Consider the following 24,031-nt stretch of genomic DNA (forward strand, 5'->3'; position numbering starts at 1 on the left):
CCCACAACTAGGAGAACTCACAGTGGAAGTTCTAGACATCAAACACAATATCGAAACATTGTCCGATCGACTGGGTACAACCCAGGACTATCTTTGACATCCCCGCACTTACAGCCAAAATTCAAGACTTAGAGCAAATCTGCGCCCAACCAGCATTTTGGGACGACCAAGATCGAGCTCAAGAAACCCTCCAAGAACTCAATGACTTCAAATCTCATTTAGACCAATACCGCGGCTGGCAAACGAGCTTGGAAGATGCTAAAGCTATTTTAGAACTGCTGGAGTTAGAAGCCGACGAGTCCCTGTTCCAAGAAGCCTCATCGAGTCTTTCTCAGTTAACCCGCGAACTCGACCAGTGGGAACTGCAACAATTATTATCTGGGCCCTACGATGAAGGCGGCGCCGTTTTGACGATTAACGCCGGGGCCGGCGGCACAGATGCTCAAGATTGGGCAGAAATGCTGCTGCGGATGTACACCCGCTGGGGGGAAAGTCAAGGTTACAAAGTACATTTAATGGAAATTTCCGAGGGAGAGGAAGCAGGTATTAAATCTGCTTCTTTGGAAATTGTCGGCCGCTACGCTTACGGTTATATGCGATCGGAAAAAGGCACTCACCGTTTGGTCAGAATTTCGCCTTTTAACGCTAACGACAAGCGTCAAACCAGTTTTGCAGGCGTTGAAGTGATGCCAATTCTCGATCGATCCGTACAGTTGGACATTCCCGAAAAAGATTTGGAAGTCACTACTTCCCGCGCTGGCGGCAAGGGCGGGCAAAATGTTAACAAGGTAGAAACCGCAGTCCGCATCGTTCACCTTCCGACTGGTTTGGCCGTCCGCTGTACTGAAGAACGCAGTCAGTTGCAAAACAAGGAAAAAGCTTTGGCATTACTCAAGGCTAGGCTGTTGGTGATTGCTAAGGAACAGCGGGCTTCGGAAATTGCCGAGATTCGTGGCGATATGGTGGAGGCGGCTTGGGGCAACCAAATTCGCAATTATGTTTTTCACCCGTACCAAATGGTCAAGGATTTGCGTACTGGGGTGGAAACAACCGCGATCGCAGATGTCATGAACGGCGAATTAGACCCGTTTATTCAAGCTTACCTGCGGCAGGAAAATCAGTTGATAGCCCAAACTGATTCAACCGCGCGAATCTAATTCGCGCCTTGACATACAAAGTCCGGCTGTGCAAACTAAAGAATCAAGAGCGGTGATGGCAGCGGATTTGCTATAATTTTGGGGTTTTGACCGATCGCCCGACCTTCAACAGGTCGCGCGGTCAAAAACCTTGATATGATAAAACTTGATCTGACAAACACTAAGGAGAAATAATGACCCAAGTTGTAATAGGCGAAAATGAAGGGATTGAGTCAGCCCTGCGACGGTTTAAGCGACAAGTTTCTAAAGCGGGTATTTTCCCCGACATGAGAAAGCACCGCCACTTTGAAACCCCGTTGGAAAAGCAGAAGCGCAAAGCTATTGCCAGAAGGACTAAGAGACGCTTTCACCGCAATAACAAGCCCTAGAATTATTAGCACTAAATTGATTCGGCAGATATAATGCCTTGCGATTCTAGTACCGCAGCGACTCGGAGAATCACCGCTTCGCTGTAGGGAGCACCAATAATTTGTACCCCCAAGGGCAAAGCGCCGGGCCGCTGTACGGGCACGCAAAGAACGGGCAAGCCAATAAATGATAGGGGTTGGGTGAACAGTCCGAGATTAGGACGCACTAAGATTTCTTGTCCGGCTATTACCATTTTCTCGACGCCAATTTCAGGGGCAGCTATCGGGGTTGCGGGTGCGAGGATGATGTCTGTGTGTTGGAATATTTCGCGAATTCGATCGCGGTACCACTGTCTGAATCTCTGCGCTTGCAAGTACCAAGTCGCAGGGATCAGGGTTCCCGCTAAAAAGCGATCGCGCGTGGCAGGATCGAAGTCTTGAGGGCGCGATCGCAAATTGTCTAAATGCAAGTTTCCCCCCTCGCAAGCGGTAAGGATAAATGCCGCAGCCCTGGCGCGATCGGATTCCGGTATGGTGACAGTTGCAAGCCCCCCTATTTTTGGGGGGTTTGTTGTTTTTTCTGTGCTAATATCACAATTCAATATATTTGTCAAGGCTTTAGCAACTATTTCTACAGCATCCATTGCTTCCGGTTGAGTTCCTGTGGCGAAATACCCGTCAGCAACAGCAATTCGCAATCCTTCGATACCTTGATTTAACTGTGGCGAACAAAGTTCTGGGGGGCGTTGAGTGCAAACTGGGTCGCGAGAATCAGGGCCTTGCAGGATATCGTACAGCAGCGCCATATCTCTGATCGATCGCCCAAACGGCCCCACACAATCCAAACTACCCGAAAATAAATAAGCGCCAGCCCTGGACAAACGGCCGTAAGTAGGCTTAAACCCAAAGACACCGCACAAAGCAGCCGGTACGCGGATGGAACCGTTAGTATCAGAACCGAGGGTGATGGGTACAAAACCGGCGGCGACTGCTGCTGCGGAACCGCCGCTGGAACCGCCGGCGATGCGCGTAGTATCGCGGGGATTGCGAGTCGGCCCGTAGTGGCTGTTTTCCGTCACAAAACCGTAGGCGTACTCATCCATGTTGAGAGTACCTACGAGGACAGCCCCGGCTTGTTTTAGTCGGGCGACCACCGTTGCGTCCTGGGTAGCCGGAGGATTGTCAGCGTTGATTTTTGACCCTGCTAGGGTGGTAATTCCGCCGACATCGAAGAGGTTTTTGACAGCGAAGGGAACACCTGCTAAAGGGCCTGGGTTTTCGTTATTTGCGATAGAATTATCTATTTTTTCGGCTGCTGCGAGTGCGCTTGATGCAGTGATTGCAGTAAAGCAATTAAAAGCTTTATCCTTAACAGCAATCCGTTCCAAAGCAGCATTTACCGCCACTGTAGCCGTAACCTTACCACATTTAACCGCCGCTGCCGTAGCAACCGCATCAGCCTTATCTAAAAAACATCTGCGTTCATCTGCGTTCATCTGCCCTCATCTGCGGTTAAAAATCTAAGGTTCAAACACCGGCGCGACTTCTACTTCTGGGGGTAAAGGAAACTCAGTAACGAGTCGGGCGATCGCAACTATCCTCTCGAAGTTTACCACAACGCCTGGACGATGTTCCGGGTCTAACGGTAAGTTTATCAGTTCAGCGGTGCGATCGACATATTCTTCTACATTTACCATCAGTCCCTCCCAAAAAAAACATCAGCGTTCATCTGCGTACATCCGCCCTCATCTGCGGTTAAAAATCTAAGGTTCAGATATAGGTGCGATCGATTATTGTATTGTAATCGCGATCGGGCTGTTAGTTGTTATTGCTCAGTTTTTTGTATTCCTCGGATTGTCTGATATCATCTAAAGGCGATTTTTGCTCTGGTGGTTCATCAGGACAAAACTTTATACATACCTGCGTTTCCCCCGACTGTAAATTTTCCTTAACTTTTATTTGAAGCCTTCCTTTTTGCCAACCCTTAGAACCTATTTTGAGAACTTGACAATCTATTCCTTCTTGAGGGGAATTCCAGTCTATCTCCCCTCCCTTAATTATTATTTCTTCGTTAATCCGTAGCTCTTTCAGGCAATCAATTATTGATTTATGGCGAGATTCCCTTATTGCAATAATATCAAGTACCTCAATAAACTTGCTAGTGACGAGTTCTTCAAAACTGCGTACCAAAAAAGTAGCTTTATCGAATAACAAAACATCATCCCCGTCTAGTATCTCATAGTTCTTATTAGATTCCCGTTTGTCGTCCATTTTTTTTACAAAATTATGCTTCTTCCTCTTTACTACCACCTGAAGGTATGAGAGTCAAGGTCGTAAAGAAACAATTTGTGCTCGGCAAACTTTCCCAACTCAAACACTGACAGTTTCCCGCAACTTATCAACGGCAACATTCAGCGGAGGCAAAGTAAAATCCTCAGCATCCATCAATTCCTTAACCTTCTCAAAAATCTCCACCTCCGCCTCTTCCTGATCCGTCAGCTTATCATAAAAATAAGGGTCAGTAAACCACTGCTCAAAAGCTATCATTAACAATCCATTGGGCGAAAGTTCAAACCGCCAATACTTAGAAACCCTACTGTCAACCACTTCAAACAGCGGTGCCGGATTATGGATAGGATAATAGCTGTAATGATCATCACAAATATAGTACCAAATAGTGCCTCTCCATTCTCGGATAGCATAAACAACATATTCCTTGCCTATAGTTAGTGATAACTCAACTGTTCTAGTGTAACCGCGTGGCGGATCTATATATGTTTCAGGAAGAGATGCACCAGTCTTAGCAATACAACGAATTTTCATAACTTGATTACCTACAGATTTTTAGGGGCTGTTTTGGGATACTGTCGCTTAAACTTAAACTCCACATCTTGAAGAGTCTGACTGTTCCGAAACCAATGGACTTGTACGGAAGCTCCATTAATTTCAAAAACCTCAATACTTGTCATTTTATCCCAATCTTCAGAATTCCCGCCATAAACAGCAATAAGTCTCGGTGCATCCCCCAACAATCTATCTGTACCGCAATGAATTACTATACAATTACCAGCCTTAGCATCTTGCAGCAGAAGTTGTTCCGGCAATTTTCTCGGACTCTCATCGGGGATAGCACCTTGATTCACAATTTAACTGATTAAAATATTGTTTGTCAAACCGAATAAAAACTCATTTTAGCAGGTTCAGTTTCCGCCAGCAACTTTCCCCGCGAAATCACATACCGAACCGCAGCGCGCCTCCTAATTGCATCATAACAATCCTCAGCATCCAAGACAATCAAATTTGCAGGTTGACCGGCATCTATCCCATAATTATCATCTCCCAGATAGAGAGTTTTAGCCCCGTTGACAGTGACCATATTAAAACAAGCCGCAATCTCAGCCATTCCCGTCATTTGACAAACATGAACCGCCATATGAGCGACATCCAACATATTTCCCGTACCTAAACTATACCAAGGATCTTGCACGCAGTCGTGACCAAAACTCACATTCAATCCCTGTTGCCACAACTCCTTAACTCGCGTCACCCCACGGCGTTTGGGATAAGTGTCAGCGCGGCCTTGCAGGATGATATTAATTAAAGGATTGGCAATAAAATTAATTCCCGATTTTGCCAAACTTCCCATCAGCTTAAAAGCATAAGCATTGTTATAAGAACCGAAAGCCGTCGTGTGGCTAGCCGTCACCCGCGAACCCGCCCCGCTTCTAATCGCACAAGCTGCTACAACTTCCAAAAATCTCGACTGTTCATCATCGATTTCATCGCAGTGAACATCTATTAATCTCTAGTATTTTTCAGCAAGTTCATAAATTAGATCAACCGACTTCACCCCATCTTCCCGCGTCAACTCATAATGCGGAATCCCGCCCACAGCATCCGCACCCATATCCAGAGATTTCTCTAAAAGTTTGTCATTTTCTGGACTTCCATAAATCCCGTCTTGGGGAAAAGCCACAACTTGCAGAGTCATCCAATCTTTGACTTGTTCTCGAACTTCCAAAATTCCTTGCAAAGCAGTCAGCGTCGGTTCGCTAACATCAGCGTGACTCCTGACAAACAAAATCCCTTGAGACGCTTGCAGCCTTAAAGTTTCAACAGCCCGTTTTTTGATATCATCCAGCGTTAAACTTTGCTTTCGTTCTCCCCAGATTTGAATTCCCTCGAACAAAGTGCCGCTTTGATTCCATCGCGGTTCCCCCGCAGTCAAAGCCGAATCTAGATGAATGTGCGACTCCACAAACGGGGGAGAGACTAATTTGCCTCCAACATCGATTTCGGATTCTCCCAATTCGGAAATCTGCGTCGATACGGCGGCTATTTTGTCCCCATCAATAGCGATATCCACTGTTTGACTGTTGCCCACACCTAACAAACGACATTGGCGCAGAACAATGCTATACTTTTGCTCAGGCATGACAATTGCAGCTAAATTTAACACTTGTAAACGCGATCGTTCCTAGTTACTACTCAGCCTAGTAAGACCAAAAGAATTCCCCAATCACTTGCCAACCCCCTCCTTCTCCTCCTCTGCGTCCTCTGCGCCCTCTGCGGTTAACAAATCTTACTCAAAAAACCAACCTGTAACGAGAATCACCCCGCAGAAAGCGCAACGACAAATCGCCAACATCAGACAATCTCAAACTCCAGATTGTGATTTTTTACCAAATCAAAGGTAAAATGGTCAACCACATTAGTATTGCTCAACTCCAGATTGTAAAAATCCACAAAATCCGCATCAAAATAAGGCCCAGCGTGCCAAGTCCCCACATCTAACTTAATAAAACAATTGCCCGGAATCCGAAAAGCAGCCATATCCTCTAAACTCGGTTTATAGCTATCTCCAGGAGGCGCAACCGCCATCAACCAATCCTTTCCCTCCAAAGAACCCAAACACTGAGTACATTGAACGTGCCGCGTAATTTTGCCAAACTTGCGACCTTTCTCGTGCAGCCGCATAATGTAAAATCTAGGAATACCATTTTGCAAACTTAACTGAGCATCCTCAGCATCGAAAGACTTGCCATCAACAGCCGCAAAGATAACTTGACCGTAACTCCGAAAATTATCTGGTGTTACCCATTGTGCGGACAACTGCTTAGTCGAAATTGATTCGCTCATAAATCCCAACATCCCTAGCTTGATCCGTCATGAACATTCTAATACAGTAAACCCTCTCTCATCTCTTCTCTGTGCCCTCTGTGTCCTCTGCGGTTAATTAAATAAAAAAATCTAGTTCGCTTTCTCGATCGCCCAAAACACCCTTACAATCACGCATCAGCACACTGCTGCAAAAAACGAGCCGGAATATCAGGCCGAGCACCCCAATGCAAATGCAAATAAGAAGCGTGCACCTGACAAACTCCCCAACCTTCAGCAACCGCCTCAACTTCCCCCCGCTTGCCGTACCTCCAACTGTGATAAACTGGATTAGTCGGTTCCACAGTTAAGTGCGATCGATGAAACTCATGTCCCCAAACCTCATCAAGAGCAGTTAACACCGAACTATCCCTCACCGCCACAGCTTCTCGGTATCCCAGGGTCAAACGCTTTCCCATCGCAGCAGCAGTTTCCAACACTCCCACCCCTGGCCAAGAATTGCCATCGAAGTCTACAATAGAATCGCACAAATACATCAAACCGCCGCACTCCGCATAAGTCGGCATTCCCGAAAAAATCGCACTTTTTACCGCATCCCGAATTAAAACATTACCGCTCAATTTTTGAGCAAACACCTCGGGAAAACCACCACCAAAATATAACCCTTGCACATTGTCAGGAAAAACAGCGTCATCAAGGGGACTCCAAAATACTAACTCCGCACCCAACTCTTCCAACAAATCAAGATTATCCTGATAGTAAAAATTAAAAGCCCGATCGCGCGCAACTGCAATCCTCACTCCAAATTGTTTTCCCAAACTGTTGACAACATCATCTTTTTTAGTTACAATTTTGGAAGGGAGATTGTGTCTACCCAAAAGTTGATCAGACCCCTCACCCCCCCCATTTCGAGTTGCAGCCAACAAAGGCAAAAGTTGCTCCCAGTCAAAACTAACAGCAGCCAAATCAGCTAATTTATCGATCGCAGCATGAAGATTCGGCAACTCCTCAGCCGGAATCAGCCCCAAATGTCGATCGGGAATACTAACAGCCTCATCTCTACGCAAAACGCCCAAAATAGGTAAATTGAGCGGTTTGAGAGCATCTTGAAGCAACTCCAAATGTCGATCGCTCGCCACCCGATTGAGCACCAAACCAGCGAATTTAAGGTCAGGGTTAAAAGAACGAAAACCGTGGGCGATCGCAGCCACAGAACCAGAGAGCCTGCTGCAATCTATCACAAACAATACCGGCACATTTAGCAAATAAGCAACATGAGCCGTAGAAGCAAAGGAAAAATCATAATTGCCTTCTTCTTTTCGATAGTTAATTCGTGTATCCGTGTCAAAATCCGTGTCGTGGCTTCGTGATTCCTGAGTTTTTCGACTCACTCCATCAAATAAACCCATTACCCCTTCAACTAAGGCATAATCGACATCTTGAATATGACGAGAAAAACACTTTTTTACATAAGATTCAGAGGTTAATATTGCATCTAAATTCCGACAGGGGCGACCCGTGACAAAAGCATGAAACATCGGATCGATGTAATCCGGGCCTACCTTAAAAGATTGAACATTCAAGCCGCGACGGACTAAATAAGCTAAAAGGGCGATCGTCACAGTCGTCTTTCCCGCACCGCTGCGTTCGCCAGCAATTACTAAAGCCATAGTTCTAGTCAGTTAAAATAAATAATAGATAAGATTGCCCACGTCACTTTCTAATTAGGAAATTATCTGCGTTTATCTGTGTTAATCTGCCTTGTATCTGCGGTTTCTGTATCAATCAATATTTAAGCAATCTTTCCTCATAAAAATAGACAGTTGATAAAGTTATGAGTATTGCTCTCGCACCGCTCAAATAATAACTATTTAACGAACCGCGAAGACGCTAAGAGCGCGAAGGAAGAAAAGAGAAGAATAAAAGTAGGGCAGACATTGCCTGCCCCACTGAATATTAACTCAATCCGTCTTGCTTATTTTTTTCTCCTTGCTCCTGATTCCATCCATCCGTTACATCCGTTACATCCGGTACACAATCCGTTGCCGAACTTCTTTTTACCGCTTAGCTAACTTCAGCATTTGAGCCGTTACTGCCAAACTTTCTTCGTAAAGCACGTCCCGGCCCCAACTCAGCAAGTGTTGGCCCAGCAACTGTTCCGTCACCTGATCGAACAGAGGACTCACCTGGTTAAACCGATCGGTTTGAGCGCCACCCTTCGTTTCCATCCGCATACAGCCGCCCACTTCCGAACACAGAACCGTACCGCAGTCAGCCTTCTCGTTCGTAGAACTCAAACGCAGAGCAATCAAATCGCCCGGGACATCGCCCGTATCAGCAGTAGGAATAGCAGCCAACTCCGCTTCTACAACCCGTTCGTCCGGCCCCGCGAATTTAATTCGCTTGATTTGGTAATCGCCCTCTTCCTGTTTGAAAGCAACCGGACGCCACTGAAGCCGGCTCGCCAGCCAACCCAAATACATCAGCGCTTGAGTAGAATTGTCCTGTTCGTAATCGATCGTCACCCGATCGATTTCCCGAATCGCAGCGCGACGTTCCGGCGCGTCAAAAGCCTCAGCAGCCAACTCCTGCCACGCGGCCAGCCGGCGCCAATTCAGATCCGCGATCGGAATTCCCTCTTCGATCAGACTTTGCATCAACAGCAATTCCGCTTCACACTCGGCAAAGCTGCTAGAGTCAACAATCACAGAACTGCTAATTGCCGCCAGCCGCTGGAACAAACCTCGATCGGCATCAGGATTCGCCTTCCACCACAGCAGCGTCGGCAAATCCGGGATCGTCAACGCCGTCACGATGCCGCTCACCCGTTCCAGCGCAGCTTCCGTACCCCGGAGCGTAATATACTCGCAGCAGATCAGATTGCCGGTGGTGCGCTTGTGGACAGGACAATAAGCAGCCACTTGAGCCTGCACGCCCGTATCTTCCCCCGCCGTCGGGCACAGAGCAATAATCCGGCAGGGATTGGCAGCCACGATCGCATCAGCCACCCCCGAACCCCCGGAACCCAAACCACTCGATCCCATCTCCTCGCCTTTTGAATTTTTGCGAGCCACTTCTTCCCGCAAAGTCGCCAGCAATTCAGCGTTAGGTTTGCCAGTTCTCGGCAGCCCGTAAGCTTTTTGAGCCGCCCTGATGCTAGATGCCGTCATCGGCCCGGTAATACCGTCCACCGGCCCGTCGTAAAACCCCAGATCCGCTAATAACCGCTGAGTTTCTTCGGGTTCGTAGACTATAAAAGTAAAAGTTGTTGCCCTACTAGCGATCGGAGAATCGCCCTTTGAACCAGATTCTCTGTAACTTTCCCAAATTTGACTCAATTCGGCTTCTATTTGGTCGATCGACACATCTTTAGGATTTTGCAGCGAAACCAGAGGCGGAGCTTTCATCGGTGTCATCGTCATAAATCTTTTCTCCTTTGTTATTTGTTATTAGTCATTAGTCATTGGTTCTTAGTCATTGGTTTTTAGCTAATCAATAATGGCTAATCCTGACCAATAAACTAAAGACTGCTGACTAATGACTCTTAAAGTCTGCGCCACTTGCGACCGTCTCTGTTAATTAGCAGTTCTGCTTCCGCCGGTTCCCAAGTACCCGCTTCGTATTTAGGAACCAACTCCTGTTCGTTGGACGATTCCCAATCCATCAGCGCCGGCGTTACCACCCGCCAAGCTTCTTCCACTTCATCAGAACGGGTAAATAAAGTTTGGTCGCCCAGCATACAATCAATTAACAGGCGATCGTAAGCATCCGAAGATGTCACCCCAAAGGAAGAACCGTAACTGAAATCCATATCCACCGTCCGCGTCCGCAAATCCGGCCCCGGCATTTTCGCCTCAAACCTCAGCGAAATCCCCTCGTTGGGATGCACGCGCATAGTCAAAACGTTAGGAGTAGTTTGTTGGGCCGCGGACTGAAATATTAGCAGCGGAACTTCGCGGAACTGAATCGCAATTTCGCTAACTTTTTTCGGCAACCGTTTGCCGGTTCGCAGGTAGAAAGGCACTCCCTGCCAGCGCCAGTTGTCAATCATAAACTTCATCGCCACAAAAGTCGGCGTTGTCGAATTGGGAGCAACCCCCGGTTCATCGTGATACCCCGGCACCGGTTTCCCCTTCATCCAACCTGCGGAATATTGACCCCGAATCGCTGAGAACTCCAAGTTATTCAAATCTGCCAAGCGAGTTGCTTGCAGAACTTTCATCTTTTCGGTGCGGATGCTGTCAGCGTCGAGCGAGTTCGGCGGTTCCATCGCCGTCAGACAGAAAATCTGCATCAAGTGGTTTTGCAGCATATCCCGCAACGCCCCAGAGGATTCGTAGTAACCCGCCCGGTCTTCTACGCCTACTGTTTCTGCAACTGTAATTTGTACGTGATCCACAAATTGCCGATTCCACAGCGGTTCAAAAATCGCGTTAGCAAACCGGAACACCATTAAATTCTGAACAGTTTCTTTACCCAAATAATGGTCTATACGGTAAACTTGCTGTTCTTGGCAAACCTTCTGCACGACTCGGTTGAGAGCTTTTGCCGAGCTCAAGTCGCGACCGAAGGGTTTTTCAATTACCAAGCGGTGTTTTACTGGATCTACCAGCATTTGAGCATCGCCCAGTTGCCTAATTGCTTCTGGGAAAAAGTTCGGGGAAACTGATAGATAAAATATGTGATTGCCGCGAGTTCTCCTTTCTTCGTCGATTTCTGCTAAGAAAGCTTTGAGTTTTTGATAGCTTTCGGGGTTATCAATGTCGCCCGGACAATAGTACAAACCTTGAGCGAAATCTTGCCACAATTCTTCACTCCCAATGCCGCCGCCAAATTCTTCAATGCCTTCGCGCATTTGCTCTCGGAAGTAATCGTGACTCCAAGGGCGGCGGGCTACTCCCACCACGGTAGTTTCCGGTGGCAAGCGTCGATCGCGCTTCATCTGATAAATTGCAGGTACCAGTTTGCGCTGGGTGAGATCCCCAGAAGCTCCGAAGATTACCAGAATTTGTGGTTCCGGCACCCGTTCTTTTCGCAAACCGACCCGCAGTGGATTTTCAAGTAGCGTTACCATTATTTATTTTCCTTGTTCTAGTGATGTTAACCCTGCCAAGACACCATGATAGTTTGCGGTCATTTCTGCTAGTTGCTGGGTGAGAGAGTTAATCGATTCTTAATACTGCTAGAGGAGGCAGATGATTTTGCTCTCTAGGAACCCTGACACCCATTAATCTCAAAATTCCTAGAGAGGATTTAAAACTCAGCCTTTAAGAACCCAAATAATTATCTACTCCGATTCCTAAATGCTTCTGCCTTTCAGGATACAGATATCTGCCTAAGCGACGGGTGACAACTTCTGGACTTTCTCTTGCAAGGAATCCATCAGGGATTGGAACGGATTGACGAATTTCTCAATCCCGTCGATGAGCAAGTCTGCCATCACTTGGTCCAAGTTGATGTCTATGTCGGGATCTTTGAGACTTTCGATCAGGGTGTAAGCTTCTTCAACGTTGTTCTCAATCCGGGGTGCGACATCGCAGTGATCGAAACAAGCTTCAACGGTGTTCGGTGGCAAAGTGTTAACGGTGTCGGGGCCGATTAATTCATCGACGTACATCACATCGCTGTAGTTGGGGTTTTTGGTGCTGGTGGAAGCCCACAGCAAGCGCTGCACTTTCGCTCCTTTAGCCGCTAATGCTTGCCAGCGATCGCTCGCTACGATCTCTTTATACTTCTGGTAAGCTATCTTCGCATTGGCGATCGCCACTTTCCCCTTCACCGCTTCCAGTCTAGCTTTTGTGGAAATATCTGTGACATTTTTGAGTTTCTCGTCAATCTTGCCATCGACATTGATGTCGATCCGGCTCAAGAAGAAACTGGCAACAGAAGCAATATTGCTCACATCCAAACCTTTAGCCACCCGCGCTTCCAAACCGCGAATGTAAGCCCAGAAGGTTTCGACGTAGCTGTCAACCGAGAACAGCAAAGTCACGTTAACGTTAATGCCTTCGCTGATGACTCGCTCGACTGCGGGCAAACCTTCAGCGGTTCCCGGAATCTTAATCATCACGTTTTCTTTGCCGAGGGCTTGGTAATAGCGCACGGCTTCGGTAATCGTACTTTCTGTATCGTTGGCGATCGTCGGTGGCACTTCAATGCTAATGTAGCCGTCCAAACCCTTCGACTCTGCGTAAACTGGGGCGAAGATGTCGCAAGCGTTGCGGATATCTTCAAATACCAGAGATTCGTAAATCTCCATGACAGATTTACCCGCCCGGATGCCCGCTTCGATATCCGCGTCGTAAATCACATTACCCGCGATCGCTTTCTCGAAAATCGCCGGATTAGATGTAATCCCTCGCAGTCCCCTACTTTCAATCATCTGTTTGAGTTCGCCGGACTCGATCAGATCGCGAGTCAAATTGTCCATCCAGATACTTTGGCCAATTTCTTTGATTTCTAACAGGTGATTCGTTGACGTTGCTGTCATTACTGTAACTCCTACAATTTGATAGCTGTTAATTGGGACTTGGAAATTGGGAATTGAAAATTGAAAATTGGCAATGGGCAATTGGTAATTGGGAGTCGAAAGTTATAAGTTAAAACCCTCTTCCCTCTTCCTTCTTCCTGACATCCGTTACATCCGTTACATAATCCGTTGCCGAACTTCCCTCTTCCCTCTTTCTGACATCCGTTACATCCGTTACATAATCCGTTGCCGAACTTCCCTTTTCCTTCACCCTTGGACTGTTCTAGGATTGCGCGATCGATCTTGAATAAAAGACTCGACCATCGCTACATTCTCTTTACTGCCGATAATCAAGGGCGATCGCTCGTGCAGCTTGGTCGGCACTACATCCATGATGTCTTGAATACCGGTACTGGCGCGCCCGCCGGCTTGCTCCATCAAAAACGCCAAGGGAGCCGATTCGTAGAGCAAACGCAATTTGCCTTCCGGCTTTTTCACCGTTCCGGGGTACAAAAACACGCCTCCCTGGAATAAAATGCGGTGGAAATCTCCCACCAAAGCCCCGCCGTACCGGGCGCTGTAGCCTTCGCTGCGGTGTACGTAGCGAATGTAATCTCTCAAAGATTCCTCCCACTGCCAGAAGTTGCCTTCATTAACGCTGTAAATCGGGCCGCGATCGGGAACCTTAATGTTTTCGTTAGCTAGAATGAACTCGCCCAAACTGGGATCGAGGGTAAAGGAATGAACACCCTGACCGATCGAATAAACCAGCATGGTACTCGGGCCGTAGAGTACATAACCGGCCGCGATTTGTTTGTGTCCGTGTTGCAGCAAGTCGGAAGCAGAACCGTCTTCATCGTCCCCTTCTTGCTTGCGGATGCTGAATATTGAGCCGACATTGAGATTGATGTCAAGATTGGAAGAACCGTCTATGGGGTCGTAGAGCAGACTGTAGCGTCCGATCGGACAGTTTTCGGGAATGTAGTAGGGTTTTTCCATTTCCTCCGAAGCCAAGCGGCAGACAAGTCCGCTTTGCTGGAATACCGAGATAAACACTTCATTGGCATAGATATCCATCTTTTTGACAGATTCTCCCTGCACGTTCGTAGCCCCTGTAAACCCCAAGGCATCTGCCATTAATCCGGCTCTGCTGAGCCGCCTCGCGATCAGCTTTGCCGCCAGCCCGATGCGATTCATCAGGGCGCTGAGATCTTGAGCATCTGCTGAAAAGCTGTGAAGTTGCTGGAGTACGTGACGAGATAGGGTTGTGCAATCGCGGTCTAAGGCTTGCACCTGATCCATCGGGCCCAGTCGGGCTTCCCCTGTCGGCGCGTTTACCATGATTTTGATGTCCTCCCTGTCTTGCTGCTCTGGATTTGGGTTCGATGGAGTCCTTGACTCTTGCTCCTGAATCGGCTAAAAGACCGATCGTCCCCCAACTTCTATCTTAGGAAGGGTTTTGCCAAAGGGCGTCGAACTTTAGGTGAATTTTAGATCCGCATCGAAAATTGAGGAGTGCGAGCGGCTGTTGAGTCGGGAATTGTATTCAAAATCACTAATTTTTTTGATTAACCGCAGAGGACGCAGAGGGCGCTGAGAGAGAAAGTGGCGATAGAGAAGCCTACGAACGTTGGCTAGCATCTCAAAAAGACCGACAACTTCCTTTGCGCGAAGAAGATGTAGAACCTATTGTTAATTTGCCGGAATTGCTTGCAGGCATTTACGATCGCGCCGGCTATGATTATCGGCTCGATTACGATCAATATCCCGTACGCAAATTTTCGCCAAAGGTGATATGACACTCCAAAATTCTGGGTAAGCTCTCCATAGAAATACGGTAATTGAAATTTAAGCAAATATACAGAGTCCGTCATTGACTTTTCTATTGACTTGTTTGAAATATACTCAAACACTCAATTTACATTGCAGAAATTTTTCAAAATTTGGGTTTTAAAAACCCAAGTATAAAATGTTTGTTGGTACTCATGAACCCAGGATAATGCTATGGATATTGTTGAACAAATTCCCCATAACTTAGTCAAACACTATCAAATTAAAAAGCTACTCGGAGAAGGCGGTAGTAGCACAACTTATGAAGCCGTTGACCTCCAAACACACCAGCGAGTCGCACTCAAAGCTTTGTCTTTACAGAAGATGAATGACTGGAAAGTCCTGGAACTATTTGAACGAGAAGCCAATGTTTTATCAAAATTGAATCATCCGGGAATTCCGCGTTATTTGGATTATTTTTATGTCGATACTCCCGATAACCGTTGTTTTTATATAGTACAAGAACTGGCCCAAGGGCAATCTCTAGCGAGTTTAGTCGAAAATGGCTGGCACGCTAGTGAACCTGAAATTCAACGCATTGCAACACAAATTTTGGAGATTTTAGTTTATCTCCATTCACAGATACCACCTGTGATCCACCGGGATATTAAACCAGAAAATATTGTTTTCAAATCGCCGATCGATTCCCACAAAGAAAAAGACTGGGCAGTCTGCTTAGTAGATTTTGGAGCAGTGCAAAACACTTATTACAATACTTTAATGCGAGGAAGTACCGTAGTTGGAACCTATGGTTATATGGCTCCAGAACAATGTCTCGGACAAGCCGTACCTGCAACAGATTTATATGGTTTAGGAGCGACATTGTTGTATTTACTAACCCACCGTTCCCCCGCCGAATTACCAACAAATATACTAGAGAAAGATTTTCGCTCTCAAATTCAGATTTCTTCAGCATTTGCCGATTGGTTAGAAAAAGCGATCGCGCCAGATTTAGAAAACCGCTTTGAATCGGCACAAGAAGCGCTTGAATCTCTTCACAATCCTCGAAGAGTTAACGTTAAATCCAATCCGACGCAATGGAAAAAGCGCCTCAAAATAGGAATTGCTGCTATTGCTACTGTTGCTGTTTTTAATCACTTTAAATATCCCATCCTCAACCGGATTGGATTTACACCCGATGCAGTTGTCGAGGCTGCCAGCCAGGGAGATACTAACACTATTAGGCATTATCTGGATCTTGGTATTAGTGCCAATAGCAGGATAGGCAGTCAGAATTTACTACACTTTGCTGGCTCAAAAGAGGTGGCAGAATTGTTAATTGCCAAAGGTGCAGATGTCAACGCTAAGGGTACACATGGCGGTACCCCATTACACATCGCTGCTATGTTCGATCACATAAAAGTGGCACAGACGCTAATTGCTAAAGGTGCAGATATTAACGCCCGGACAGGAAGTCAATATTTTAATAGAACTCCTCTGTTCTTTGCCCGATCGCCTGAAATGGCCAAGTTGCTGATTGCTAAAGGTGCGGATGTCAATGCCAAAAACAAAAATGGCTTGACTCCTCTACATACGGCGCGATCGAAGGCGATCGCAAAGATACTACTCGCCGCAGGCGCAAAAATTAACATCAAAGAAGACAATGCCCGAAATGGCAAGAGTACAGCTTTATTACATAATGCAGCCAAAATAGGTTTTAAGGAGTTGGTACAACAGCTAATTAAAGACGGTGCAAATGTGGCGATTCTGGATAGTGAAAAAAGAACTCCCCTGCATCTTGCTGTCGAGCGAGGCTATCAAAATATCGCTGAACTGCTAATTGCTAATGGCGCAAGGGTTAACGCTAGAAATGCGAACGGTCAAACTCCATTGTATCGAGCGATCGCGATCGGACACAATGAGATTGCTGCACTGCTAATTAACAACGGTACAGATGTCAATAATATAGATGGATCTGGCAGAACTCCACTGCACAAAACCGCACATTATGGCACTGTAGAAATCTTAAAATTGCTGATTGCTAAAGGTGCAGAAATTAATATCCAAGATTATCAAAGAAAAACTCCACTGGATATCGCCGTAGACCTGAAACTTCAGGATGCAGTGGCGCTGCTAATTAGTAAAAACCCAGATGTTAATAGTGAAGACAAAGAAGGCAGAACTTTACTGCATATCGCTCTAGATTTCAAACTTGAGGATGTAGCCAAACAACTCATTGCCAAAGGTGCATTCGTTAATACCAAAAATAACTTGCTTCAAACTCCCCTGCATCTTGCTGTTGCTCAAGGCTCTCAAGATATCGCTGAACTGCTAATTGCTAATGGCGCAAGGGTTAACGTTAGAAATGAGAACGGTCAAACTCCGTTGTATCAAGCGATCGCGATCGGACACAATGATATTGCTGCACTGCTAATTAAAAACGGTGCAGATGTTAATAATAGAGATAAGTGTGACACAACTCCCCTGCACAAAGCCGCACATTATGGCACTGTAGAAATCTTAAAATTACTGATTGGGAAAGGTGCAACAATCAACGCTACAAACTGCTATGGCGACACGCCCCTAAAGATAGCAGAAACCAACTGGAACCCCGACGGAGAAGCAGCAGCCAAAATACTCATATCTCGCGGTGCAACCTACTAATCATCCACAATCAACTCAGGCACAAAAATATGAAAACACTACAACAATCGGAAAAAATCATTGCTGAAAGATATCGCATTCTCGGCAAATTAGGACAGGGCGGAGTTGGAATCACCTATGCTGCTGTAGATTTAAACAGCAATCAAAAAGTTGCACTCAAAGCTTTATTCCTGCGTCTGACTACTGAATGGAAGAAAATCGAGTTATTTGAACGAGAAGCAAAAACTTTATCGGGATTGAATCATCCGGGAATTCCTCGCTACATTGACTACTTTCAAGTTGATACTTCCCAAGATCGTTGTTTTTATATCGCCCAACAACTCGCACCGGGAAAATCTCTCGCACAGTGGATAGAAAATGGCTGGAAACCAAATGAAGCTCAAGTTCGTCATATCGCCTATCAATTGCTAGAAATTCTAGCTTATCTGCAATCGCTGTTACCTCCTGCAATCCACCGAGATATTAAACCCCAAAATATTATTCTGCAAAAAAATGGGCGAGTCTTCCTAGTTGATTTTGGCGCAGTTCAAAATACTTACCATCATACCGTTACTGGAGGCAGTACCGTTGTCGGAACCTACGGTTACATGGCACCAGAACAATTTAGAGGAAAAGCTGTATTATCAACAGATTTGTATGGATTAGGAACAACGCTGCTTTTCCTGTTAACCCAGAAATTTCCATCGGATTTACCCAGACAAAAGCTGAAGGTAAAATTCCGCGATCGCGTCTCTATTTCTACAGAGTTTGCCGAGTGGTTAGATCAGATAATTGAACCCGCAGTTGAAGATCGATTTCAATCAGCAAAAGATGCTTTATTAGCGCTGCGAGGGGAACAGCCAAGCGGGATTAATCCCGAAAAAATGTTTAAGCGCTCACCACAATCCCGAATTACTTTAATTGACGCGAAACGGTGGTTATTCATCCATATACACCCCGATCGTTCACCTAGCAGACTCAAAGGGTTTTTCCACTTCATTCATCTGACTTGTAAAGTTTTACTTCCCTGCTCTTTGCTCCTTCCCATTTTCCACTTATTACTAGGGGTGATACCCGTACCGCAGGACTCGACAGTTAGCTTGTTTAAATACACTGTAGCCGACTGGCTAGGTAAATTATTTCCGCTATTTGTATTTATATCAATCATAGCTGTAATAATATTTACCGTATTTTATGCTTTGATGTGCTTGTGTTGGATTGATTATTATCTATTCACTAGACCAAGACCAATTCAAATCAGCCCTCAAGATATCCAGCGGGTAAAGTTGAGGGGAATTCATCTGCCATTGCTCAAAAAATCGATGACTTTTTGCGGGATTCGCGCCAAGTCGCGTAACTATTGTTTTGGCTTATTTTTGCCGCAAGCTGAGAAAGAATGGTTGGTAGGGGAATTGAATGATTGTTTAAGTAAACTAAAATAAATCATTGTTGTTATCCACAGATTTGATAAAAAACCCGTTTTTTTCGGAGTGCGTGTATTAAATAAATGCGGAAGTATAGAAGATTTTATGTACTAATTTAGGCAATAATAATCATCAAAAAGTCCTGGATCTGGCATGAGAATAAAAATATAAAAAATCTCGATATTTATGAAATAGGACTGCAAAAGGGGAAGCCGATCGCACTTCTTGCATACGTAGCTAAAAGATTAGTTGAGAGTCGCGATCGCCTTGTGGATTGGTTATGCTTGACTCAGGGCGATCGTTTCTGCCAGTTTACTGCTCAACAAAAATAAAGATGTTTGTGGTTAAATACCGTATAAAGGCAAGAAATATCTCGCCCTGACTGAGGTAGTGTCGTTAAGCTCCTGTATCTCCTCTCCTAAAGGTTCCATTAATGAGTATTTCGCCTAGAAATAAAAAAACTATCCTGTTTTTGGCAGCCAACCCCAAAAATACCACCCCTGTGGACTTACAGAAAGAGGCGAAGGAAGTTGCAGAGGGGTTACAACGCTCTAAAAAGGCCGACAAGTTCCAACTTGAGCAACAGTGGGCGGTGACACCCAGAGAAATGCAGCGAGCCATATTAGATTATAAACCAGAGATTGTGCATTTCTCTGGGCATGGTGCAGGAGAAGGCGGTTTAGCCTTGGAAGATGAGGCGGGACAAATTAAGCTGGTAAATACCAAAGCTTTGGCAGCTTTATTTGAGGCGTTTCAGGAGTACGTGGAGTGCGTAATACTCAACGCTTGCTATTCAGAAGTGCAAGCTGAGGCGATCGCACGTCACATTCCCTATGTGATCGGCATGAAGCAAGCGGTGGGAGATAACGCCGCACGAGAATTTGCTGTAGGTTTTTACGATACGTTGGCGGCGGGAGAGTCGATCGAATTTGCCTATAAATTGGGTTGCGTTAGCATCAGCATGGCAGGTATTCCCGAAGAGCTGACTCCGGTATTAAAGAAAAAGTCGGATTTTTCTGAGTTGGATGCAGCAGGGCGATCGCGCGATGCTTCTGTTAGCGATATCGTTGAGGAGTCGTCGCCTGTACTGGAAAATGCGCGATCGATCGCCGCATCTCCCCTTTCTCTGCTCAACTTAGATAACCCCGAAGGTTCTGTGAGTTTGGATTCACCCCTATATATCGATCGACCTCCCATTGAATCGGACTGCTACCAAACTATTGTCAAGCCCGGAGCTTTAATCCGAATCAAAGCCCCCCGGCAAATGGGAAAAACTTCCTTAGTACAGCGAATTTTATACCAAGCCAAGGAACAGGGATATCAAACGGCTTATTTAAACTTTCAATCTGCTGATGGCAGTTCCCTCACCAATCTTGATGAATTGTTGCAGTGGTTTTGTGCTGAGATCACCAATGAATTAAATTTAGAAGACCGGTTAGGAGAATATTGGAAAGGCGTTCTCGGCAGTAAAAATAAAAGCACGAAGTATTTCCAACGCTATCTATTATCTAACACGGTGCAGCCTCTTGTTTTAGGGTTAGATGAAGTCGATCGCATTTTTGAGCATTCCGAAATAGCCACCGACTTCTTTGGATTATTACGAGCTTGGCACGAACGGGGAAAAAATGAGGAAATTTGGAAAAAGCTGAGGTTGGTCATTTCTCACTCTCAAGAAGTTTATATTCCTCTCAATATTAATCAGTCGCCATTTAACGTGGGCTTGCCCATAGAATTACATGAACTCAATCAGAGACAGGTAACAGATTTAATGAATCGACACCGATTAAATTGGTCAAATCAAGAGATTTGTGATCTGATGGAAATGGTGGGCGGTCATCCTTATTTAGTTAGAGTTGCTCTCTACCAAATTGCCAGAGGGAGAATTAGCTTAGATAGATTGCTAAAAGTCGCTCCTACTGAAGAAGGCCCTTACTACGATCATTTACGACGGCATTTAGTTAACTTGGAACAAAATGCAGAACTAGCAGCAACAATTAGACAAGTCATTAATAGCGAACAACCTGTAGAAATTCATACCGGAGAGGCTTTTAAATTGCGAAGCATGGGGTTGATCAAATTTCAGGGAAATGCTGTCATGCCATTGTGTGGTTTGTATCGTCAATATTTTAGCCATCGTCTAGCCTCTCCCCAAGTGAAGATGACTGCTGGGCAACAAACGAATAACCAATCAAGCTTGCACGTAGAGAGTAATTTAGCAGCTATTATTTTTTCCGATGTAGTTAATTCCACCGCTTTATCAGTTGCCAACCAAAAGCTGACACTAGAATTAGTGAATCGAGATTTCAACATCATCCGAGGCATCTGCGCTAAACATCAAGGCAAAGTCCTGAAAGAAATGGGCGATGGTTTATTAATTTTCTTTCCAGAAAGTGCTGTAAAAGCAGTAGCCTGTGCGCTAGAAATACAGCGAAGTCTCGCCGAAGGTGCTACAACCTTACCTGCGACTCATGTGCTCCAACACCGCATTGGTATTCACTTGGGGGAAATCTTCTTTCTTAATAATGATATCAGGGGGGCTGGTGTAAATTTAGCGGCTCGTTTAGAAGGCAAAGCAGAGCCAGGAGGAATCTGTATTTCTGACACAGTTTATCAAGTCGTTAAAACCCACTTACCTTTAAATGTGATTGACTTAGGTATGCAACAGTTAAAGGGAATTCCTGAACCTGTACGACTGTACAAATTAATTCCTTGATTTTCTGATTTTCCACCTATGAATGAACAATGACCTATGAAAGATTATCAATATCAAGTTGGAGGGAGCCTGCCTGCAAACGCCCCAACTTATGTCACGAGAAAGGCGGATGAAGAACTTTATCAAGCTTTAAAAGCCGGAGAATTCTGCTATGTTCTTAATTCCCGACAAATGGGAAAATCATCCCTGCGAGTGCGGACAATGCAGCGGTTACAAGCAGAGGGAATCGCTTGTAGTAGTATTGATATCACAGAAATTGGCACCTCAGATATTACGCCAGAAGAGTGGTACGCAGGCGTGATCGATAGCATCGTCAGCCGATTAGATTTGTATGAGGTTTTTGATTTAGATGAATGGTGGGAGCAGAACAGATTACTATCGAATGTTAAACGATTTAGTAAATTTATTGAAGAAGTATTACTCAAGCATATCTCAGAAAATATAGTAATTTTTGTCGATGAATCAGACAGCTTAATCAGCTTAAATTTTAAAATAGAAGATTTTTTTGCTGTGATTCGTGATTGCTATAATAATCGAGCTGACAAACCCGATTATCGTCGATTAACATTTACGATGTTAGGGGTAGCTACTCCCTCAGATTTAATTCAAGATAAGCGACGAACTCCGTTTAATATTGGTCGAGGGATAGAGTTAACGGGGTTTCAATTAGCCGAAGTCCAACCTTTGGCACTGGGGTTAGAAACTGCAGCAGGAAATTCGCAAGCTTTGTTAGAAGCGGTGTTGTATTGGACGGGCGGACAGCCATTTTTAACACAAAAACTTTGTAAACTAATGCTCGGTAGTGCAAATTTTACATACCTTCAAAATCCCTCTGAGTGGGTAGAAAGTTTAGTCCAAGCAAAAGTGATTAATAATTGGGAAGGGCAAGATGAGCCAGAGCATTTAAAGACGATTCGAGATCGCATTTTACGCAGCGAACAACGGGCAAGTCGGTTATTGGGACTATATCAGCAAATTTTGCAGCACAATGAAATAGCGACTGATGATAGTCCCGAACAAATGGAACTACGATTAACTGGGTTGGTGGTTAAGCAGTCTGGCAAACTTAAAGTTTATAACCGGATTTATCAATCGGTTTTTAACCTGGATTGGGTGGAAAAACAATTAGCGGAACTCCGCCCTTACAGCGAAAGTTTTAAAGCTTGGATAGAGTCTGATTGCCAAGATGAATCGCGACTGTTGCGGGGTCAAGCCTTGCAAGATGCTCAAACTTGGGCCGCAGATAAAAGTTTGAGCGATTTGGATTATCAGTTTTTAAATGCCAGTCGGGAAGTCCAACAGCGGGAAGTTGAACGAGAGTTAGAAGCACAGAGACAAGCGAATCAAATTTTGACTGAGGCGAATCAGACGCTAATTAAAGCACAGCAATTGGCCACATATAAAATCACTCAAGCCCAGAATTTAGCAAATGTCATCCAGGAAACGGCTTTTTCTAATGAATCATTTCGTTCAGGACAGACATTCCAAGCACTGTTGGAAGCATTAAAGGCAGGGCAAGCATTCAAAAAACTAGATGCTTCAGCCGAGACGACAAAACAAATTAGAGGACGAGTGATAGCTGCGCTGCAACAAGCAGTGTCCGCAGTAAAAGAGCGCAATAGTTTGGAAGGGCATAGCAATTCTGTCAGAAGCGTCGCCTTTAGTCCCGATGGCTTGACTTTGGCTTCTGCCAGCAGTGACCACACTATCAAACTGTGGAACCTGCAAACCCAAGAACCCATCGCTACCCTCACTGGCCATAGCAATTATGTCAGAAGCGTCGCCTTTAGCCCCGATGGCTTGACTTTGGCTTCTGCAAGTGACGACAACACCATCAAACTATGGCACCTGGAAAGCCAAAAACTCATCGCTACCCTCACCGGGCATAGCAATCCGGTCTTGAGCCTCGCCTTGAGTCCCGATGGCTTGATTTTGGCTTCTGCAAGCAGTGACCACACCATCAAACTGTGGCACCTGGAAAGCCAAAAGTCCATCGCTACCCTCACCGGGCATATCAATTCTGTGTGGAGCGTCGCCTTTAGTCCAGATGGCTTGACCTTGGCTTCTGCAAGCCGTGACCACACCATCAAACTGTGGCACCTGAAAAGCCAAAAGCCCATTGCTACCATCACCGGGCATAGCAATGAGGTCTATTCCGTCGCCTTTAGTCCCGATGGGTTGACTTTGGCTTCTGCCAGCTTTGACAAGACCATCAAACTGTGGCATCTGCAAAGCCAAAAACCCATTGCTACCATCACCGGGCATAGCAATCCGGTGTGGAACGTCGCCTTTAGTCCAGATGGCTTGACTTTGGCTTCTGCCAGCTTTGACAAGACCATCAAACTATGGAATGTGCAAACCCAAAAACCCATTGCTACCCTCACCGGGCA

Annotated in this window: 19 protein-coding genes and 1 pseudogene; 7 read left to right on the forward strand and 13 right to left on the reverse strand. The window is 45.6% G+C overall.

Going from position 1 to position 24,031, the window contains the following annotated elements:
- Window positions 1-22 precede the first annotated feature (22 nt).
- Window positions 23-1,157, forward strand: a protein-coding gene (gene prfB, locus QUA77_RS02110) for a peptide chain release factor 2 (protein ID WP_333449102.1) whose coding sequence is annotated in 2 segments (ribosomal slippage) — window positions 23-94 and window positions 96-1,157 — 1,134 coding nt in all. Because the reading frame shifts where the segments join, the coding sequence is not laid out codon by codon here.
- 173 nt (window positions 1,158-1,330) lie between these two features.
- A complete protein-coding gene (rpsU, locus tag QUA77_RS02115; protein WP_006632476.1) occupies window positions 1,331-1,525 on the forward strand; it encodes a 30S ribosomal protein S21 in 195 nt (64 codons plus the stop codon).
- A gap of 11 nt (window positions 1,526-1,536) precedes the next feature.
- Here the strand turns inward: rpsU and QUA77_RS02120 are convergent, their stop codons facing one another.
- From QUA77_RS02120 to fbp, 13 genes and pseudogenes are all read right to left on the reverse strand, one after another.
- A complete protein-coding gene (locus QUA77_RS02120; RefSeq protein ID WP_333449103.1) occupies window positions 1,537-3,000 on the reverse strand; it encodes an AtzE family amidohydrolase in 1,464 nt (487 codons plus the stop codon).
- 24 nt (window positions 3,001-3,024) lie between these two features.
- Window positions 3,025-3,201, reverse strand: a complete 177-nt coding sequence (locus tag QUA77_RS02125) for a DUF4089 domain-containing protein (protein WP_333038298.1) — start codon at window positions 3,199-3,201, stop codon at window positions 3,025-3,027.
- Between the two features lie 121 nt (window positions 3,202-3,322).
- Window positions 3,323-3,775 (reverse strand): KGK domain-containing protein, encoded by a 453-nt coding sequence (locus QUA77_RS02130; RefSeq protein ID WP_333038300.1) that lies wholly within the window; start codon window positions 3,773-3,775, stop codon window positions 3,323-3,325.
- 99 nt (window positions 3,776-3,874) lie between these two features.
- Window positions 3,875-4,327 (reverse strand): hypothetical protein, encoded by a 453-nt coding sequence (locus tag QUA77_RS02135; RefSeq protein WP_333038302.1) that lies wholly within the window; start codon window positions 4,325-4,327, stop codon window positions 3,875-3,877.
- An 11-nt stretch (window positions 4,328-4,338) separates the two neighbouring features.
- Window positions 4,339-4,647 carry a hypothetical protein gene (locus tag QUA77_RS02140; protein ID WP_333038305.1) on the reverse strand — a complete coding sequence of 103 codons (309 nt, stop codon included), beginning with the start codon at window positions 4,645-4,647 and terminating at the stop codon, window positions 4,339-4,341.
- Window positions 4,648-4,673: 26 nt separating this feature from the next.
- Window positions 4,674-5,939, reverse strand: a pseudogene (gene codA / locus QUA77_RS02145) (cytosine deaminase).
- A 212-nt stretch (window positions 5,940-6,151) separates the two neighbouring features.
- Window positions 6,152-6,643, reverse strand: a complete 492-nt coding sequence (locus tag QUA77_RS02150) for an ureidoglycolate lyase (protein ID WP_333038307.1) — start codon at window positions 6,641-6,643, stop codon at window positions 6,152-6,154.
- Window positions 6,644-6,792: 149 nt separating this feature from the next.
- Window positions 6,793-8,292 (reverse strand): cobyrinate a,c-diamide synthase, encoded by a 1,500-nt coding sequence (locus tag QUA77_RS02155; protein WP_333449105.1) that lies wholly within the window; start codon window positions 8,290-8,292, stop codon window positions 6,793-6,795.
- A 387-nt stretch (window positions 8,293-8,679) separates the two neighbouring features.
- The gene (opcA, locus tag QUA77_RS02160; RefSeq protein WP_333449106.1) at window positions 8,680-10,044 is read right to left on the reverse strand and encodes a glucose-6-phosphate dehydrogenase assembly protein OpcA; all 1,365 of its coding nucleotides are present in this window, start codon (window positions 10,042-10,044) and stop codon (window positions 8,680-8,682) included.
- A 122-nt stretch (window positions 10,045-10,166) separates the two neighbouring features.
- The gene (gene zwf / locus QUA77_RS02165) at window positions 10,167-11,696 is read right to left on the reverse strand and encodes a glucose-6-phosphate dehydrogenase (RefSeq protein ID WP_333186118.1); all 1,530 of its coding nucleotides are present in this window, start codon (window positions 11,694-11,696) and stop codon (window positions 10,167-10,169) included.
- A 261-nt stretch (window positions 11,697-11,957) separates the two neighbouring features.
- The gene (gene tal, locus QUA77_RS02170; RefSeq protein ID WP_333449107.1) at window positions 11,958-13,112 is read right to left on the reverse strand and encodes a transaldolase; all 1,155 of its coding nucleotides are present in this window, start codon (window positions 13,110-13,112) and stop codon (window positions 11,958-11,960) included.
- Between the two features lie 109 nt (window positions 13,113-13,221).
- Window positions 13,222-13,362 (reverse strand): hypothetical protein, encoded by a 141-nt coding sequence (locus QUA77_RS02175; RefSeq protein ID WP_333449108.1) that lies wholly within the window; start codon window positions 13,360-13,362, stop codon window positions 13,222-13,224.
- The gene (fbp, locus tag QUA77_RS02180) at window positions 13,359-14,432 is read right to left on the reverse strand and encodes a class 1 fructose-bisphosphatase (RefSeq protein WP_333449109.1); all 1,074 of its coding nucleotides are present in this window, start codon (window positions 14,430-14,432) and stop codon (window positions 13,359-13,361) included. Before fbp ends, QUA77_RS02175 begins: the two co-directional genes overlap by 4 nt.
- A gap of 323 nt (window positions 14,433-14,755) precedes the next feature.
- On the opposite strand from fbp, the gene QUA77_RS02185 reads away from it, so the two are divergent.
- The 5 genes from QUA77_RS02185 to QUA77_RS02205 all read left to right on the forward strand — a co-directional run.
- The gene (locus QUA77_RS02185) at window positions 14,756-14,890 is read left to right on the forward strand and encodes a DUF4058 family protein (RefSeq protein ID WP_445242330.1); all 135 of its coding nucleotides are present in this window, start codon (window positions 14,756-14,758) and stop codon (window positions 14,888-14,890) included.
- Between the two features lie 205 nt (window positions 14,891-15,095).
- Window positions 15,096-17,525 (forward strand): ankyrin repeat domain-containing protein, encoded by a 2,430-nt coding sequence (locus QUA77_RS02190; RefSeq protein ID WP_333449110.1) that lies wholly within the window; start codon window positions 15,096-15,098, stop codon window positions 17,523-17,525.
- 29 nt (window positions 17,526-17,554) lie between these two features.
- The gene (locus QUA77_RS02195) at window positions 17,555-18,946 is read left to right on the forward strand and encodes a serine/threonine-protein kinase (RefSeq protein WP_333449111.1); all 1,392 of its coding nucleotides are present in this window, start codon (window positions 17,555-17,557) and stop codon (window positions 18,944-18,946) included.
- A 415-nt stretch (window positions 18,947-19,361) separates the two neighbouring features.
- Window positions 19,362-21,641, forward strand: a complete 2,280-nt coding sequence (locus QUA77_RS02200; protein ID WP_333449112.1) for an AAA-like domain-containing protein — start codon at window positions 19,362-19,364, stop codon at window positions 21,639-21,641.
- A gap of 36 nt (window positions 21,642-21,677) precedes the next feature.
- The coding region (locus tag QUA77_RS02205) for an AAA-like domain-containing protein (RefSeq protein WP_333449113.1) at window positions 21,678-24,031 on the forward strand (2,354 nt) is incomplete at its 3' end.

This window comes from Microcoleus sp. K5-D4, assembly GCF_036704575.1.
Classification (GTDB): domain Bacteria; phylum Cyanobacteriota; class Cyanobacteriia; order Cyanobacteriales; family Microcoleaceae; genus Microcoleus.

What these genes read in the sequence shown, in the direction of transcription:
- rpsU (WP_006632476.1), top strand. Translation starts at nt 1,331, where the DNA reads ATGACCCAAGTTGTAATAGGCGAAAATGAAGGGATTGAGTCAGCCCTG.
- QUA77_RS02135 (WP_333038302.1), bottom strand. Translation starts at nt 4,327, where the DNA reads ATGAAAATTCGTTGTATTGCTAAGACTGGTGCATCTCTTCCTGAAACA.
- QUA77_RS02150 (WP_333038307.1), bottom strand. Translation starts at nt 6,643, where the DNA reads ATGAGCGAATCAATTTCGACTAAGCAGTTGTCCGCACAATGGGTAACA.
- tal (WP_333449107.1), bottom strand. Translation starts at nt 13,112, where the DNA reads ATGACAGCAACGTCAACGAATCACCTGTTAGAAATCAAAGAAATTGGC.
- opcA (WP_333449106.1), bottom strand. Translation starts at nt 10,044, where the DNA reads ATGACGATGACACCGATGAAAGCTCCGCCTCTGGTTTCGCTGCAAAAT.
- zwf (WP_333186118.1), bottom strand. Translation starts at nt 11,696, where the DNA reads ATGGTAACGCTACTTGAAAATCCACTGCGGGTCGGTTTGCGAAAAGAA.
- QUA77_RS02195 (WP_333449111.1), top strand. Translation starts at nt 17,555, where the DNA reads ATGAAAACACTACAACAATCGGAAAAAATCATTGCTGAAAGATATCGC.
- QUA77_RS02200 (WP_333449112.1), top strand. Translation starts at nt 19,362, where the DNA reads ATGAGTATTTCGCCTAGAAATAAAAAAACTATCCTGTTTTTGGCAGCC.
- fbp (WP_333449109.1), bottom strand. Translation starts at nt 14,432, where the DNA reads ATGGTAAACGCGCCGACAGGGGAAGCCCGACTGGGCCCGATGGATCAG.
- QUA77_RS02120 (WP_333449103.1), bottom strand. Translation starts at nt 3,000, where the DNA reads ATGAACGCAGATGAACGCAGATGTTTTTTAGATAAGGCTGATGCGGTT.
- QUA77_RS02190 (WP_333449110.1), top strand. Translation starts at nt 15,096, where the DNA reads ATGGATATTGTTGAACAAATTCCCCATAACTTAGTCAAACACTATCAA.
- QUA77_RS02130 (WP_333038300.1), bottom strand. Translation starts at nt 3,775, where the DNA reads ATGGACGACAAACGGGAATCTAATAAGAACTATGAGATACTAGACGGG.
- QUA77_RS02125 (WP_333038298.1), bottom strand. Translation starts at nt 3,201, where the DNA reads ATGGTAAATGTAGAAGAATATGTCGATCGCACCGCTGAACTGATAAAC.
- QUA77_RS02155 (WP_333449105.1), bottom strand. Translation starts at nt 8,292, where the DNA reads ATGGCTTTAGTAATTGCTGGCGAACGCAGCGGTGCGGGAAAGACGACT.